Origin of the sequence: Streptomyces sp. NPDC018964 (assembly GCF_044390325.1) — a bacterium.
Taxonomy (GTDB): domain Bacteria; phylum Actinomycetota; class Actinomycetes; order Streptomycetales; family Streptomycetaceae; genus Streptomyces.
The window spans coordinates 161,555-174,963 of the sequence record NZ_JBIRYZ010000007.1 but is presented as its reverse complement, the minus strand read 5'-3'; the positions used below and the strand labels follow the sequence as shown (position 1 = coordinate 174,963).

The window sequence follows — 13,409 nt, the reverse complement described above, 5'->3', positions numbered from 1 at the left end:
CGGTTTCGCCGGGCGGCACGGTGATACCCGGCTCTGCGACCTGTTCCCACACGCGCGGGAGGACCCATGGCGACCGGCGAGACGGGCTTCAGCGATGTCGTGTACGACCTGATCTCCGTGCAGTACCACTCGCTGAAGGCGGGTCACGACTACGGCCGGTACGTCCGCGACGCGGAGAACGCGGGCCAGGAGGAGATCGCCGACTTCTTCAGGGAGGTCATGGCTCAGGACGCGGAGCGCGCGGCCCGCTGTCACCGGTACCTCGTCCGGCTGTCCGGCACCGAACAGGCCGGCCCCGCCGTCGACTGACCGCACGGGCACGTCCACGTCGCGGCACCGCCCGGCCTACGCGCGGGCGCCGCGCACCACACGCCGGTGCGATGACGAGCGACCGGCCCCTGGTGATCCACCCGCCCGGCGAGGACGACGGGTGTCGCCTCCGTCGGCGCGGTCCTCGCACCTGTCCCCGGAACCGCGCCGCTGAAGACGCCGGGTGACGTGCCGGAGCCCCGCCGGGGCCTTGCGGCCCCGACAGGGCGAAGCGGTCCGTCGGGAGACACGGGTCAGCGGGTGAAGGTGACCCGGTGCTCCTTCAGGGCGCCGCAGTTGGAGCCGTACACCTGTACGTACACGTTGTTGATGCCGCCGCCCCAGTCCACACAGTGGCCCTTGCCGTGGACGTAGGTCGGCCCCGCGTACGACGTGAACCGCCCGTCGTCCTGGTCACCTTCCTCGGTGTCGGGGACGTAGATCCACGCGGACATGTCCAGGGCGGTGCCGGGGTTGCTGCGGATGGTCGCGACGCAGTTCCGGCCGTTGGCCGAGTTGTACGTCAGGTAGACGGTGCCCAGTGAGCCGACGGATGCCGAGTTCACTGTCTTGTAGGCGCTTCCGCAGACCTTCTGCGGCGTGGTGTTGGGCGCGGCCGAGGCCGGTGACGCCAGGGCGGTCGTGGCTCCCACCGACAGGGCCGCCACCGCGGAGGCGGCCAGGACGGAACGGGTGAATCTCATATTTCCCCCTTGCGGCTCTTGGAGCGGTTGCTCCTGTCTGGTGTGACCCGCGGGCCGGGCGAAGGGTTGTGCCGTGTTCGACGGCGGATTCCGCGCCCGGACCCCGGGGCCGCGGCGGAGAATCCGTCAGCGAGCCGCAGTGACGCGTCGAATGGCGCGGGCGGGGTGTCGTGCTTCTCGTGTGCGGCCGGGCCGGTGCCCGGGGCGACGGCGGAGTCGATCGCGTCGAGTACGTCGGCGGGGACGTGGTGTCGACGGCGTCGAGCCGGGCCCGGCCGGTGGGGAGGGCTGTGTCGAGTGTTCCGGCGTGAACGCCGAGCGGTGGGTGGTGTGACGTCCCGGCCCCGCGGACGGCGCCGGACAGCCGGATCACGGGACCGCGCCCGCCCCGGCCCCGCCTTCCCGGACGGCGAGTGGCACAGGGCGCACCGTGTCACACCTTCGACCGGTCTCCTGTCCCACGGGCGGGAAGGCGGCACGCGGTGGCCGCCGAAGTCGACTCGCCCCCGTCAGAACGGCAGCCGCCCGCGGGCGCGCCGCCCCGCGGACCCGCTGCGGCCGACCGCGCGGGAGCTCGAGCGGAAGGGCTTGCCGAGGAGCCGTCCGAGCCGGCCCGGAGCCTTGGACCCGGCCCGGGAGCCGACGCCCAGGACGCGTTGTGCCCCGTTCTGCGGGTGCCGGGAGAGACGGGGGACGAGGAAGGCGAGGACAGCGATCACCACGCAGACGGCGACGATGCCGACGACCATCATGGAAGCCTCCGGAGTCGGGAACGCGGACGCGGGACCGGTTGGTCCGCGAGGACCACGTGCCCCGTCCTCGCGTGAACACGCCCCGGAACCGGTACGGTCCGCTTCGTGGCCACCCTCACCCGTGGCGGCACGATCCGGTTCGGCACCGCCCCCGACGACGGCCGGGACACCGAACTCACCCCCGTCGAGCCGCTGCTCGCCATGTTCCCTCCCCACGCGGTCAGGGCGTCGCACGACCGTCTCCGCACGGTCGGCCGCACCGTCGGAACCGGCACGCCCGTCAGCACCACCGCCGGGCACGCCCGACGAGTCTTTGCCTTCTCTTTACAACCCGTGTCGCCGCTGTCCCGTCTCTCCGCACGATCCATGACCCAGCCCGCCGGACCATCGTGCGGGCGGAGCGACGAAAGAGAGCGATCCATGCGCCGAACTGTCCTCAGTGCCACGGCACTCGCCTGCACCGCCGTGCTGGCGAGCCCGGTGTCCGCGTTCGCCGACGGGCCGTCCCCGGTCACCGAGGCCACCGTGACCCCCGGCGGGTCCCCGGCCCCGGCCGACGCCACGGAACCGAGCCCCGTACCGGCCGAGAGCGACGCACCGGACCGGTCGGCGGCCCCCGGCGGGGTCACCGTCGTACCGAGCGGCGCGCCCGACACCGGCGTCGGGTCCGCGTCCGCGGAGTCCGGGGCCGACGGCGTGCTGATCGGCGGGAGCGCCACCGCGGTGCTCGCCGTCGGCGGCGCGGCGGTCCTCCTGGTGCGTCGCCGGCGGGCGACCACGGCATGACACCGCTCTCCAGGCGTGCCTTCGCCACCGCGGCGACGGTCGCCCTCCTCGGCGGCTGCGGCGGCGGCGGTCACCGGACCGACCGGTCCACGGCCGGACACCCCGCGCGGACGACACCGTCCGCGCGGCCCTCCGCGGAACCGGCGCGCCCCCTCGGGCGTTCGGTCCCGGTCGGACTGGAGATACCGGCCATCGGGGTCGACACCCCGGTCATCCGGCTGGGGCTGGCCCCGGACCACACCGTCCAGGTGCCCCCGGTCACCGCCCATGACCGCGCGGGCTGGTACCGGTACTCGCCGACGCCCGGCCAGACCGGCCCGTCGGTGATCCTCGGCCACGTCACGGTCGGCGTCCACGGGGACGGCGTCTTCCGCCACCTCGCGCGCCTGCGCCGGGGGGACAGGATCGTGGCACGCCTGGAGAACGGCACGGCGGCGGTGTTCGCCGTCGGCTCGGTCCGGACGGTCGCCAAGGCGGACTTCCCGACGGACGCGGTCTACGGCGACGTCCGCCGGCCGGAGCTGCGGCTCATCACCTGCGGCGGCCCGCGCACCGGCGACGAGTACCGCGACAACGTGATCGTGTTCGCCGCCCTGACCTCCGCCGTCACCTGATCCGCCGCCGCGTTCCCGGGCCGTGCGCCCGCAGGCCCGGGAGCGCGGCGGGTCCCATCACACCAGTACCGCCACGACCATGGAGAGCGTTGAAACGGTCCCGAGAGCAGGCAGCGTCCGAGCTCTTCGCCGCCCTCTACCCACGCCTCGCCGGCTGGTGCCGCCGACTGGTCGACGACGACGGGACGGCCCACGAGATCGCCTCGGAGGCGTTCACCCGGCTGTGGGCCCGCTGGACGTCGGTGGCGGAGCCCCGGGGCTTCCTCTACGTCACCGCGGCCAACCTCGTCCGGGACCACTGGCGCACGCTCGAACGCGAGCGCAAGGCCGTGCACCGCGTCACCACCGAAACCGCCGTGCGCCCGCACACCGAACAGTCCGACCCGTCCGTACGCCTGCTCGTGCAGTCGCTGCCGGAACGGCTGCGCGTCCCGATCCTGCTGCACTACTACGCTGACATGCCGATCCGGGAGGTGTCCGCGGTGACCGGACGCAAGGAGGGAACCGTCAAGGCCGACCTCCACGCGGCCCGCGAACTGCTCCGCGCCCATCTGAGGAGAAGCCTTGATCACACACTCTGACGACGGTCCGGAGTTCGAACCCGACGACCCCCTCGCCGTCATCCTGCGGCCCACCCCCGATCACCTCGGCCCGCCCCCCGGCCGGTTCGAGGAGATCCGCCGCGGCGCGGCGCGGCGCCGGCTGGTCCGCACCGCCGTCGGGGCCGGACTGACGTGTGCCGTCGCCGCCCTCGTCGTACTGCCGCTGCGGTCGTCGGACCCCGGCCGTCCGGTGTCCCCGACGGTCCCCCTCGCCCCGCCTCCCGTGAGCAGCCCCTCCGTCACGCCCGCTCCGTCGGCGTCACCGGAACCCGCCGAGACCCGCCCCACCCCGTCGGCCCCGGCCGACGGCACCCAGGCCCGTCCCACCCCGTCGGCCCCGACCGACGGGCCCCGCACCCGCCCCACCCCACTGGCCCCGACCGACGGCCCCGAAACCCCGGTGAGCGAGGTCGCCCCCGACCCCGGCCCGCGGTGAGCCCGCGCGACCCGCCCGGATTCCGTCGTCGCCACGCCCGACTGCCGGTGTGCCCGCCGGGGCCCGGTCCTCCTGGCACCGGCGCTCCCCGGAGGACCGGACGTCCGGCCGGCCGCGCCGCACCGGAACCAGGGACCCCGGGACGGCCGGCAACGGGGTCGTACGAGGCCCCGGCGGGCCCTCCGCCGCACTCGGAACACGGCTCTCTCCCCGAGGCCGGTCACCTCCCGGCCGCCGGCCCCGGTCCCGGCCCCGGCCGGACCGGCCGGGGCCTGACGGCGGTCGCGTCCCTCGAGCCGGACCGCCCGAACACCCCCGGCTCCCCACCCGATTCGTTGGTCGGCGCCGACGTACGCGCCCGCGTCGGCCGGGCCGCCCGGGAACACCTCGGCACACGGCCGGAGGAACATTCGGAGCGGGCCGCGGACACCGTCGGCCGGATCGTGAAGCGCCGGTGAAAACCCTGTGGAAGCGGTGTCGGTGGGGTCGCTTATGCTGCACCGGATGATCATGCGGGACCAGGGGAGGGCGCGGGATGTTCGGCAAGTTGTTCGGCAGGGAAGCGGAGAGACCGGCGGCGGATCCGTACGCGCTTCCCGCCCCGCGCAGGAAGAACGGGACGTACCCGCTGCGCGCGCTCGGGGACACGCGGGTGCTCGCGCTGGTGGAGGCGGCCGACGCGGGTGACTGGGCGGCGGTCAAGGAGGCGCTGGCCCCCTTCGACCTCGGCCGCGACCACCAGGTCCTCGGCGAACTGGCCGTCCTGGACGGCGTACAGGACTGGATCGGGCGGGCCGTCGAGGAGGACAAGGAGCACCGGGCGACGGCCCTGCTGATATCCGGGGCGCGCCACATCAGCTGGGGCTGGGAGGCGCGTACCGCCGCCCGCGCCGTGCACGTCACGCAGGAACAGTGGCGGGTCTTCCACGAACGGCTCCACATCGCCGAGGAGCAACTGTTCGAGGCCGCCGAACTGCGGCCGGAATGGGTCACGCCGTGGCGGCAGCTCCTCACCTCCGGCCGCGGCATGTCGCTGGGCACCACCGTCAACGAGACCCGGTTCGACGCCGGCCTGCGCCGCGACCCGCTGGACCTGGAGATCCACACCGAGTGGCTGGCACAGCTCCAGCCCCGCTGGGGCGGCGAGCCCGGCCAGGCCCTGGCGTTCGCCCGTGAGGCGTTCGCCCGAGCCCCGCAGGGGCACAACCTGGGCTGCGTGATCGCCATGGCGCACATCGAGGAATGGGTCGAGTCGGACCGCGGGGACTGCCTCGAAACCCCCGAGATCCAGGCGGAGTTGCGGGAAGCGGCCGACCACAGCATCCTCCACCCCGCCTACGTGTGGCGCCCGGGCTGGCAGCGTGACTTCAACATGTTCGCCATGGCCCTGTCGCTGGCCGACGAGCGCCACACCGTCCGGCGCGTCTTCCGGACGCTCGACGGCGCCTTCACCAAGTGGCCCTGGACCTTCTTCGCGGACCCCGAGAAGGAGTTCACCCGCCGCCACCGTCGCGCCTGAGCCCCCGCCCTCCGTCGTCCCTCCCACCCCGGACTGCCCGATGACTCTGCCCGACACCCCCGCGAACCCGGCCGGCGCCGACCGCACCTTCCAGGTGGACCTGCGCGGCCTCGTCGACCTCCTCTCCCACCACCTCTACTCCAGCCCCCGCGTCTACCTGCGCGAACTCCTGCAGAACGCGGTGGACGCGCTGACCGCCCGGCACGCCCTCGAACCGGCCGCCCCCGCCGACGCCTTCGGCGTCCGCCTGTACGCCGACGGCACGGTGGTGTGTGTCGAGGACGACGGCGTCGGCCTCACCGAGGCCGATGTGCACACCTTCCTCGCCACCATCGGCCGCAGCAGCAAGCGCGCCGAGAGGATCGCCGAGCAACGCGGCGACTTCATCGGCCAGTTCGGCATCGGACTGCTCTCCTGCTTCCTGGTCGCGGACGAGATCCACGTCCTGAGCCGCTCCGCCCGCACCCCCGACGCGCCCGCCGTGGAGTGGCGGGGACGCGGCGACGGCAGCTACACCGTCCGCGTCCTGCCCGCCACCGCCCGCCCCCGGCCCGGCACCACCGTCACCCTGACGCCCCGCACCGACGCGGGCGAGTGGACCCGCCCGGCCCAGGTCCACGCGCTGGCCCGGCACTTCGGCTCCCTGCTGCGCCACCCGGTGACCTTCGACGACGGCACGGGCGCCACGTCCGTCAATCCCGAGTCCGCACCCTGGGCCCGTACGTACCCCACACCGGGAGCCCGCTCCCGCGCCCTGGCCGCGTACGGCGAGGAGGTCTTCGGCTTCAAGCCGCTGGACACCATCGAGCTGGACCTGCCCGCCGTGGGCCTCAAGGGCATCGCGTGCGTGCTGCCCGAGACGGTGCCGGCCGGCCGCAGCCACGGCCACCGCGTGCACGTCAGGGGCATGCTCCTGTCCGAGCAGGCCGAGGAGATCCTGCCCGAGTGGGCGTTCTTCGTCCGCTGCGTCGTCGACGCCGAGAGCCTGCGCCCGACCGCCTCCCGCGAGTCCCTGTACGAGGACGACACCCTCGCCGCCGTCCGCGACGCCCTCGCCGAACGGCTGCGCGCCTGGATCGCCCGGGCCGCCGCCAGCGACCCGGACCTGCTCCACCGCTTCCTCCAGGCCCACCACCTGGCCGTGAAGTCGCTCGCCGTGCACGACGACGAGATCCTGCGGATGCTGCTGCCCTGGCTGCCGTTCGAGACCACCGACGGGCACACCACCCTCGACGAGTTCGCGCGCACCCACCGCACCGTGCTCGTGACCTCGAGCGTGGAGGAGTTCCGGCAGGTCGCGGCGATCGCCTCGGCCGCCGGGCTCGGCGTCGTCAACGGCGGCTACACCTACGACCGCGAACTGGTCCACCGGCTGCCCGAGATCAGGTCCGAGGTCACCGTCGCCGACCTCGACCCGGCGACCCTCACCGCCCACCTCGACCCCGTCGACCGGGAGACGGAACTCGCCGCCGCGGCCTACCTCGCCCGGGCCCGCGACGCCCTCGCCGTCTTCGACTGCGACGTCGCGCTGCGCGCCTTCCAGCCCGCCTCCGCCCCCGCCCTCCTCGTCGACAGCCGCGAGGCCCGGCACGAACGCACCCGCTCCCAGCTCGCCCGCGAACAGGAGGGCGGCCTGTGGGGCGACATCCTCGGAGCCCTGCGCCAGGAGGCACCGCGGGCCCAGCTCATCCTCAACCAGCTCAACCCGCTGGTCCGCACCGCCGTCACCATCGACGAGCCCGAGCTGGCCCGCACCAGCGCCGAAGCCCTCTACGGGCAGGCCGCGCTGCTGTCCCGGCGGCCGCTCAGACCCGCCGAGTCGAGCCTCATCAACCGCTCCTTCCTCGACCTCCTCGCCCACGCCCTCCGCAAGGACAGCTGACGATGCCCACCGCACCCCACCCCCAGAGCACCGACGAGCTGTACCAGGCGCTCCAGGAGAACCGCCGACGCCCCTACGGCCGCCCCCGCACCGTCACCGCCGAGGAACTCGTCGACGCCGCCGAGCGGTTCGAGGAGCCCGTCCCGCTCGTCCGCGCACTCCTCGAACTGCAGGAGGCCTACACCTACGGCTCCGAACCCCGGAAGTCGCCCGTCGTCTTCGCCCGCCTGCTCACCCTCTTCGACGAGCAGCCCGACGTCTTCGACGAGCGCCTGCGCCACACGCTGTTCTGGCGGTTCAAGTGGGTGGCGAACGCCCTGCGCGCACTGCCCGAGATCCCGCTGGCCAGCCTGCGCCAGTGGCTGACGGAGATGCGCGACCGCTACGAGAAGGCCGGCCTCGACCTCCAGCCCTACTACGGACAGGCCTACCAGCTCGCCGCCCACGTGGGCGAGGACACCGCCCTCGCCTACGAGCTGTGGGCCGGCCGCGCCCGCACCCGGCTCAGCGACTGCGAGGCCTGCGAGATCTGCGAGCGCGCCCTGTACCACCTGGCGGCGGGCGACGACGAGCGGGCGCTGCGCGTCTGGGAATCCGTCCTGGCCGGGAAGGAGTCCTGCCAGGAGGAGCCGGCCCGCTCCTTCTCGTACGCGCTGCTGCCCCTGCTGCGGGCCGGCCACGCCGAACGGGCCCGCGAACTGCACCTCGCCGGCTACCGCGGCTGCCGCCGCAATCCCTCGATGTCCGGGGAGGTCGGGCGGCACCTGGAGTTCTGCGCGCTGACCGGCAACGAGGCACGCGGCCTGGAACTCCTCGCCGAGAACCGGAACCTGTTCGACGAGGTGGACTCGCCGCGGGAGCTGTTCGACTTCCTCACCGGCGTGGAGGTCCTCCTCCGGCGCGTCGAGCACCTCGGCCACGGCGAACTGCCCGCCGCCGGATTCGCGGGCCGCACCTGGACGGTGACCGGCCTGCGCGCCGAGGTCCGCGAGCGTGCCGACGACCTCGCCGCCCGCTTCGACGCCCGCAACGGCACCACCGCCCACACCGACCGCCGTGGAGCCCGCCTCGACCGCGCACCCCTCCTGGACGCGCTGGAACTGACCCTGCGCACCCGCACCCTCGACGACGTGGCCCCGGCGGTCCCGGCCGCCGCACCTGCCGCCCGGACGGCCCCCGCCGTCCCCGAATCGCTGCCCGAACTCATCGCCCGCGCGCGGGAACTGGACGAACAGGGGCACCCGGACGCGCGGGCCTGCTGGGCACGGCTGCGCACGCTCGTCGCCGCCCGCGACTACACCCACCCCGACGACCCGGCCGTGGGCCCACTCGTCCGGCTGCGCGCGGACCTGCTGGACGACGAGGCGGGACGGGCCCGCGAGAAGGACGAGTTCGCCGACGCCGCCGCCCTCCACGAGGAGGCCGCCGGCCTGTACGAGGACGCCGGACAGCCGGGCCACGCGGCCCTCGCCCGCGCCTGCGCCCTGCTCGCCGCCGCGGAGCTCCCGGCGCAGGGCGCCGGTGACGCCGAGGCGAAGGCCGCCGCGCTGACCGCCGCCCACGCCTCCATGGTCCGCCTGCACGAGGAGACGCCCGGTCTCACTCCGTACCAGGAGGCCCGCCTGCTGCGGCTGCGGGCCACCGTGCTCGGCATGCGCCTGCAGACGTCGGGAAACGAGGAGCACGTCGCACCGCTCCTCGCCGAGGTGGACCTGCTGCACACCTTCGCCACCCGGCACGGCATCGACGCGCAGATCGCCGGAGCCCTGCTGCTGCGGGCCACCACGCACGCCATGACCGGCGACCTGCCCGCCGCGCTCACCGAGACCGACGGCGCCCTCGACAGACTCAAGACGCACGGCCCGGCCTGGCACCTGCCCCGCACCCTCGCCCTGCGCGGACGGCTCCAGCTCGGCCTGCGGAACGCGCAGGCCGCGTACACGGACCTGACCGAGGGCCTGCGGCTGGCCGCCGACTGGCCGGCCGGCACGGTCGACACCTCCCGCCTCCACAGCGACCTGGCCGGGGTCTGCCTGCACCTGGGCCGCCCCGACGAGGCGCTGCGGCACCTGACCCGCTCCGCGGAGCTGGACCTCCGCCACGGCAGCCGGTTCGACGCGTACTGCACCTACAGCAACGCCGCCCAGCTCAGCCTCGACCTCGGCCGCGTCGAGGACTGCATCGCGCTGCTCGACTCCGTGCTCGCCGAACCGGACGTCACCGCCGGGGAAGTGGACGACCGGCTCGTCGCCCAACTGCGGCTGACCCGCGCCCGCGCGCTGCACGCGGGGGACGACCTCAAGGCCGCCACGGCGGAGTTCGTCGCCCTCGCGGCCGAGTCGGCCGGCTGGGACGACGACCCGGGCAGCCACGCCATGATCGCCGCCGAGACCGCCGTACTCCTCGGCGAATCCGGCGAGTTCGGCCGCGCCCGCGAGGCCGCGGACCAGGCACTCGCCGCCCACGCCGAGGAGGCGCGCCCCGAGCAGCTCAGCAACTGCCTGCGCGAACTCGCCCGGCTCCAGGCGGAGCGGCAGGGCCCCGACGGCCTGGCCGGCGCCCGCGCCTTCCTCGCCGACGCCGGACGGATCGCCGACGAGGCCCGCGCCGCCGGGTACGAGGCCCAGGGCCGCCCCCTGGACGCCGCCCTGGCCTACGAACACGGCCGCGTCAACGCGTACGCCGGTGAGTACGAGGACGCCCTGACCGCTCTGGAGAAGGCCCTCGCCCTGCTCGGCGAGCCGGGGCAGGACCAGGGGCACGCCGGCGAGTGGGCCGAGTGCGTCCGCCTCGCGGGTGCCGTGGAGGGCATCTACCTGGAACGCACCGACCCGGCCCTCACCCGCCTCGACGCGGCGGTCTCCCGCCTCACCGCGCTGGGCCACACCGAGGTGGCCGAGCCGCTGACCTCACTGGCGGCCCGGCTGCGCGACGAGGACTGACACGGCGGACACGCGGCGGACGGCAGCCGCTCAGGCCGCCGTCCGCCCGTCCACCGGGACGCCCAGCCGGTCGGCCACGGTGGTGAGGGCCGTTCCCAGGGGGAGCGCGACCCGGGTGACGGCGTGCCGGTCGCCCCGGGTCGGGTCCCGGTTGACGATCAGTACCGGCGTGCCGGCCCGGGCGGCCTGACGGACGAACCGCAGCCCGGACATCACCGTCAGCGACGACCCGAGGACGAGCAACGACGTCGCCTCGCGGACCAGCGCGCGGCAGTGCTCGACCCGCCGCGGCGGCACGTTCTCACCGAAGAACACCACGTCCGGCTTGAGGACACCGCCGCAGACCGCGCAGGGCACCACGCGGAAGTCCCCGACCTGTTCGTCGGTGAGGTCGGCGTCACCGTCAGGGTTGATCCCCGCGGCCACCGGAGCGAAGCCCGCGTTGGCCTCCTCCAGCCGCCGGGCGAGTTCACGGCGCCGGCTGACGTCACCGCAGGAGAGGCAGACGATCCGGTCCAGGCCGCCGTGGAGTTCCACGACGCCCTCGCTGCCGGCGGCCTGGTGCAGACCGTCGACGTTCTGCGTGATCACACCCGAGAGCAGGCCGTGCCGCCCGAACGCGGCCACGGCCCGGTGCCCGGCGTTGGGCAGGGCCCGGCGGAAGGTGCGCCAGCCGAGGTGGCTGCGCGCCCAGTACCGGCGCCGTGCCTGCTCGCTGCCGGTGAAGTCCTGGTAGGTCATCGGTGTGTGGCGGCTCAGGCTCCCGCCCTCGCCCCGGTAGTCGGGGATGCCCGACTCGGTGGAGAGGCCCGCCCCGCTGAGCACCACCACACCGCCGGCGCCCAGCGCGTCGGCGACCGGTTCCAGGTCCGTGGAGCCCGGCGGCAGGTCTTCTTCGGGGGTCCAGCTCAGAGTGGGGCGCATGCGCATGCCGCCAGGGTACGGAACGCGGCCCGCGCCGTGCCGGTGCGCCGGCCCGCCGAGGGGCGCCCCGCGGCGGCACGGCACCCGGGGCGGGTCAGCGTCCGGTCGTCCCGTCGATCAGCTCACGGAGGATGTCCGCGTGACCGGCGTGGCGGCCGGTCTCCTCGATCATGTGGGTGAGCGCCCAGCGGACGCTCGGAGCGGGGCCGCCCGGCCGGGGGCGGGGGACCGGCGCGCCGAGGTCGGCGCACGTGTCGAGCACGTCGTTCGCCCGGGCCACCGCCTCCCGGTAGCGGGTGACGACATCGGCCACGCTGTCCGTGGGCGCGGCGTGGAAGGTGGCCTGCCAGTCGCCGACCCGCTCCCCGAGGAACGTGGCCCGTTCGACGGAGGTGAGGTGGCCGAGCAGCCCGAGCAGGTTCGTGCCCGAGGGGACGGAGGCGGTCCGGACCTGTGGTTCGGGGGCGTCCTCGACCTTCGCGGCGACGGAGTTCCGCAGGTAGTCGAGGAAGCCGCGCAGTACCTCGGTCTCGCTGCTTCCGGTGCGGGGCGGCGGGGTGTCGCCCCGGTGTCCGCGGCGCATGGTTCCTCCTCGTGTGGGGCGGGGCCGGGTCAGGCCGTGCGGCGGACGATCAGGACGTGGTCGGTGACCTCGGCGGTCCGTCCGTCCGGTCCGGTCGCGATCCGGCGGGGCGAGTCGGCCCGTTCGACCGTCCAGGCCGCCGGGTCCAGGCCGATGTCCGCGGCGACCTCCCGCGGGGCCGGGTACCGGACGTCGGGGTCCTGGTTCCACGACCACGGAGCGGTCGATCCGTGGTCGACGACCAGCAGCCGCCCGCCCGGCCGCAGGGCGTGCGCGGCCTTCCGCAGCACGGCCGCCCGGTCCAGGTCGAGGGGGGTGTGCAGGTAGTGGGCGCAGACGACGTCGAACGCGCCGTCGGGGAACGACTCCCGCAGGTCGTGCCGCCGGGCGGTGATCCGGTCGGCCAGGCCGTGCGAGACGGCGAGTGAGGCGAGGCGCTCGACCGCCACGGACGAGACGTCGACGGCGGTGACGCGCCATCCCTGGCGGGCCAGCCACAGCGCGTCGCCACCGGCACCGCATCCGAGGTCCAGCGCGTCGCCGGGCGGCAGATCCGCGAGGGTCTCGGTGAGGCGTGCGTTCGGCCGTGGATCGGTGGCCGCCGGTCGGGCCGCGTAGACGTCGTCCCAGAACCTGACCGCGTCGTCGGTGGTCATGCATGACTCCTTCTGCCGGGGAAACGCGTACGAGCCTCGCCCGGCCCACGGCGGACCGCCAAGAGATGTTGCCGTTCCGGCAAGACGCCCGCGGAGCCCGTCAGCCGAGGGCCTGGCGGGCTTCGGGGTGCTCCACCGGGTACCGGCCACCGTGGACCGCCGGCATCGCCCGGTGCCGGGCCTCGTGGTGGAGGACCGGGCCGCGGTGGGCACGGTCCTCCGGCTCGTACGGGCGGCGTTCCCGGGCCGTTTCCGCGGCGTGTGCCGGCGCCGGACCGCCGTGATGCCGCATCACCCGCGCGGAGGCACACCGTTCGGCGTGCACGTGGTCCAGGTGCTCCGTCTCGCTCCACGTCATGGCCGAAACCTTGCGGTGTGCGCTCACCCGGCGGTGGCCCGACGCCGGGCCGCCGTCCCCTCGAGGACGTGAACACGCCCTTCTCTTACGCGGGGTTGATGGCGGAAGCAAAGGGAGCGTCCCCGCCCGGGACGATCGCCGCGTGGGGCCCGCCGGTAAGGCCGAATCGCTTCTGACCACAGAAATCGCAGTGGAGACAGCCACAGACCGGGCCGATGCCGTCCACCCTCCGACGCGGACGCACCGGAATCGCCCTCGTTGCTGTGCGTCCGCGAACGGGATGTGCGAAGTCCGGTCGAGGGGGGCGCCGGTGGTCGCGCTCCTGGGCCGCGGACCCCGTCG

The 13,409-nt window shown here is 74.6% G+C and carries 14 protein-coding genes and 1 pseudogene; 8 read left to right on the top strand and 7 right to left on the bottom strand.

Going from position 1 to position 13,409, the window contains the following annotated elements:
• Positions 1 to 66: 66 nt before the first annotated feature.
• The gene (locus tag ACH5AO_RS14305) at positions 67 to 309 is read left to right on the top strand and encodes an acyl carrier protein (protein WP_398924546.1); all 243 of its coding nucleotides are present in this window, start codon (positions 67 to 69) and stop codon (positions 307 to 309) included.
• 254 nt (positions 310 to 563) lie between these two features.
• Here ACH5AO_RS14305 and ACH5AO_RS14300 read toward each other — a convergent pair whose 3' ends face one another.
• From ACH5AO_RS14300 to ACH5AO_RS14290, 3 genes and pseudogenes are all read right to left on the bottom strand, one after another.
• Positions 564 to 1,013, bottom strand: a complete 450-nt coding sequence (locus ACH5AO_RS14300; RefSeq protein WP_398924545.1) for a spore-associated protein — start codon at positions 1,011 to 1,013, stop codon at positions 564 to 566.
• Positions 1,014 to 1,147: 134 nt separating this feature from the next.
• A pseudogene (locus tag ACH5AO_RS14295) lies at positions 1,148 to 1,258 on the bottom strand (aldo/keto reductase); the annotation flags it as partial.
• A 264-nt stretch (positions 1,259 to 1,522) separates the two neighbouring features.
• Complete coding sequence (locus tag ACH5AO_RS14290) at positions 1,523 to 1,765, bottom strand: DUF6411 family protein (protein WP_398924544.1); 243 nt, start codon at positions 1,763 to 1,765, stop codon at positions 1,523 to 1,525.
• 420 nt (positions 1,766 to 2,185) lie between these two features.
• On the opposite strand from ACH5AO_RS14290, the gene ACH5AO_RS14285 reads away from it, so the two are divergent.
• The 7 genes from ACH5AO_RS14285 (at position 2,186) to ACH5AO_RS14255 (ending at position 10,546) form a co-directional block, all read left to right on the top strand.
• Entirely contained in the window at positions 2,186 to 2,551 is a 366-nt protein-coding gene (locus tag ACH5AO_RS14285) for a sortase-dependent protein (protein ID WP_398924543.1), read from the top strand.
• A complete protein-coding gene (locus ACH5AO_RS14280) occupies positions 2,548 to 3,165 on the top strand; it encodes a class F sortase (RefSeq protein WP_398924542.1) in 618 nt (205 codons plus the stop codon). The genes ACH5AO_RS14285 and ACH5AO_RS14280 overlap by 4 nt, the downstream gene beginning before the upstream one ends.
• 89 nt (positions 3,166 to 3,254) lie before the next feature.
• Entirely contained in the window at positions 3,255 to 3,746 is a 492-nt protein-coding gene (locus tag ACH5AO_RS14275; RefSeq protein ID WP_398924541.1) for an RNA polymerase sigma factor, read from the top strand.
• Positions 3,730 to 4,203, top strand: coding sequence for a hypothetical protein (locus ACH5AO_RS14270; RefSeq protein WP_398924540.1), 474 nt, complete (start codon positions 3,730 to 3,732; stop codon positions 4,201 to 4,203). The genes ACH5AO_RS14275 and ACH5AO_RS14270 overlap by 17 nt, the downstream gene beginning before the upstream one ends.
• A gap of 535 nt (positions 4,204 to 4,738) precedes the next feature.
• Positions 4,739 to 5,722 (top strand): hypothetical protein, encoded by a 984-nt coding sequence (locus tag ACH5AO_RS14265; RefSeq protein ID WP_398924539.1) that lies wholly within the window; start codon positions 4,739 to 4,741, stop codon positions 5,720 to 5,722.
• 40 nt (positions 5,723 to 5,762) lie between these two features.
• Positions 5,763 to 7,604 carry an HSP90 family protein gene (locus ACH5AO_RS14260; RefSeq protein ID WP_398924538.1) on the top strand — a complete coding sequence of 614 codons (1,842 nt, stop codon included), beginning with the start codon at positions 5,763 to 5,765 and terminating at the stop codon, positions 7,602 to 7,604.
• A 2-nt stretch (positions 7,605 to 7,606) separates the two neighbouring features.
• Positions 7,607 to 10,546, top strand: coding sequence for a hypothetical protein (locus ACH5AO_RS14255; RefSeq protein WP_398924537.1), 2,940 nt, complete (start codon positions 7,607 to 7,609; stop codon positions 10,544 to 10,546).
• 30 nt (positions 10,547 to 10,576) lie between these two features.
• Here the strand turns inward: ACH5AO_RS14255 and ACH5AO_RS14250 are convergent, their stop codons facing one another.
• The 4 genes from ACH5AO_RS14250 to ACH5AO_RS14235 form a co-directional block, all read right to left on the bottom strand.
• Positions 10,577 to 11,476, bottom strand: a complete 900-nt coding sequence (locus ACH5AO_RS14250) for an NAD-dependent protein deacetylase (protein WP_398924536.1) — start codon at positions 11,474 to 11,476, stop codon at positions 10,577 to 10,579.
• 88 nt (positions 11,477 to 11,564) lie between these two features.
• Complete coding sequence (locus ACH5AO_RS14245) at positions 11,565 to 12,053, bottom strand: DinB family protein (RefSeq protein ID WP_398924535.1); 489 nt, start codon at positions 12,051 to 12,053, stop codon at positions 11,565 to 11,567.
• 29 nt (positions 12,054 to 12,082) lie between these two features.
• Positions 12,083 to 12,709, bottom strand: a complete 627-nt coding sequence (locus ACH5AO_RS14240; RefSeq protein ID WP_398924534.1) for a class I SAM-dependent methyltransferase — start codon at positions 12,707 to 12,709, stop codon at positions 12,083 to 12,085.
• 100 nt (positions 12,710 to 12,809) lie between these two features.
• On the bottom strand, positions 12,810 to 13,067 hold the full coding sequence (locus ACH5AO_RS14235) for a hypothetical protein (protein ID WP_398924533.1): 258 nt from the start codon (positions 13,065 to 13,067) through the stop codon (positions 12,810 to 12,812).
• Positions 13,068 to 13,409 lie beyond the last annotated feature (342 nt).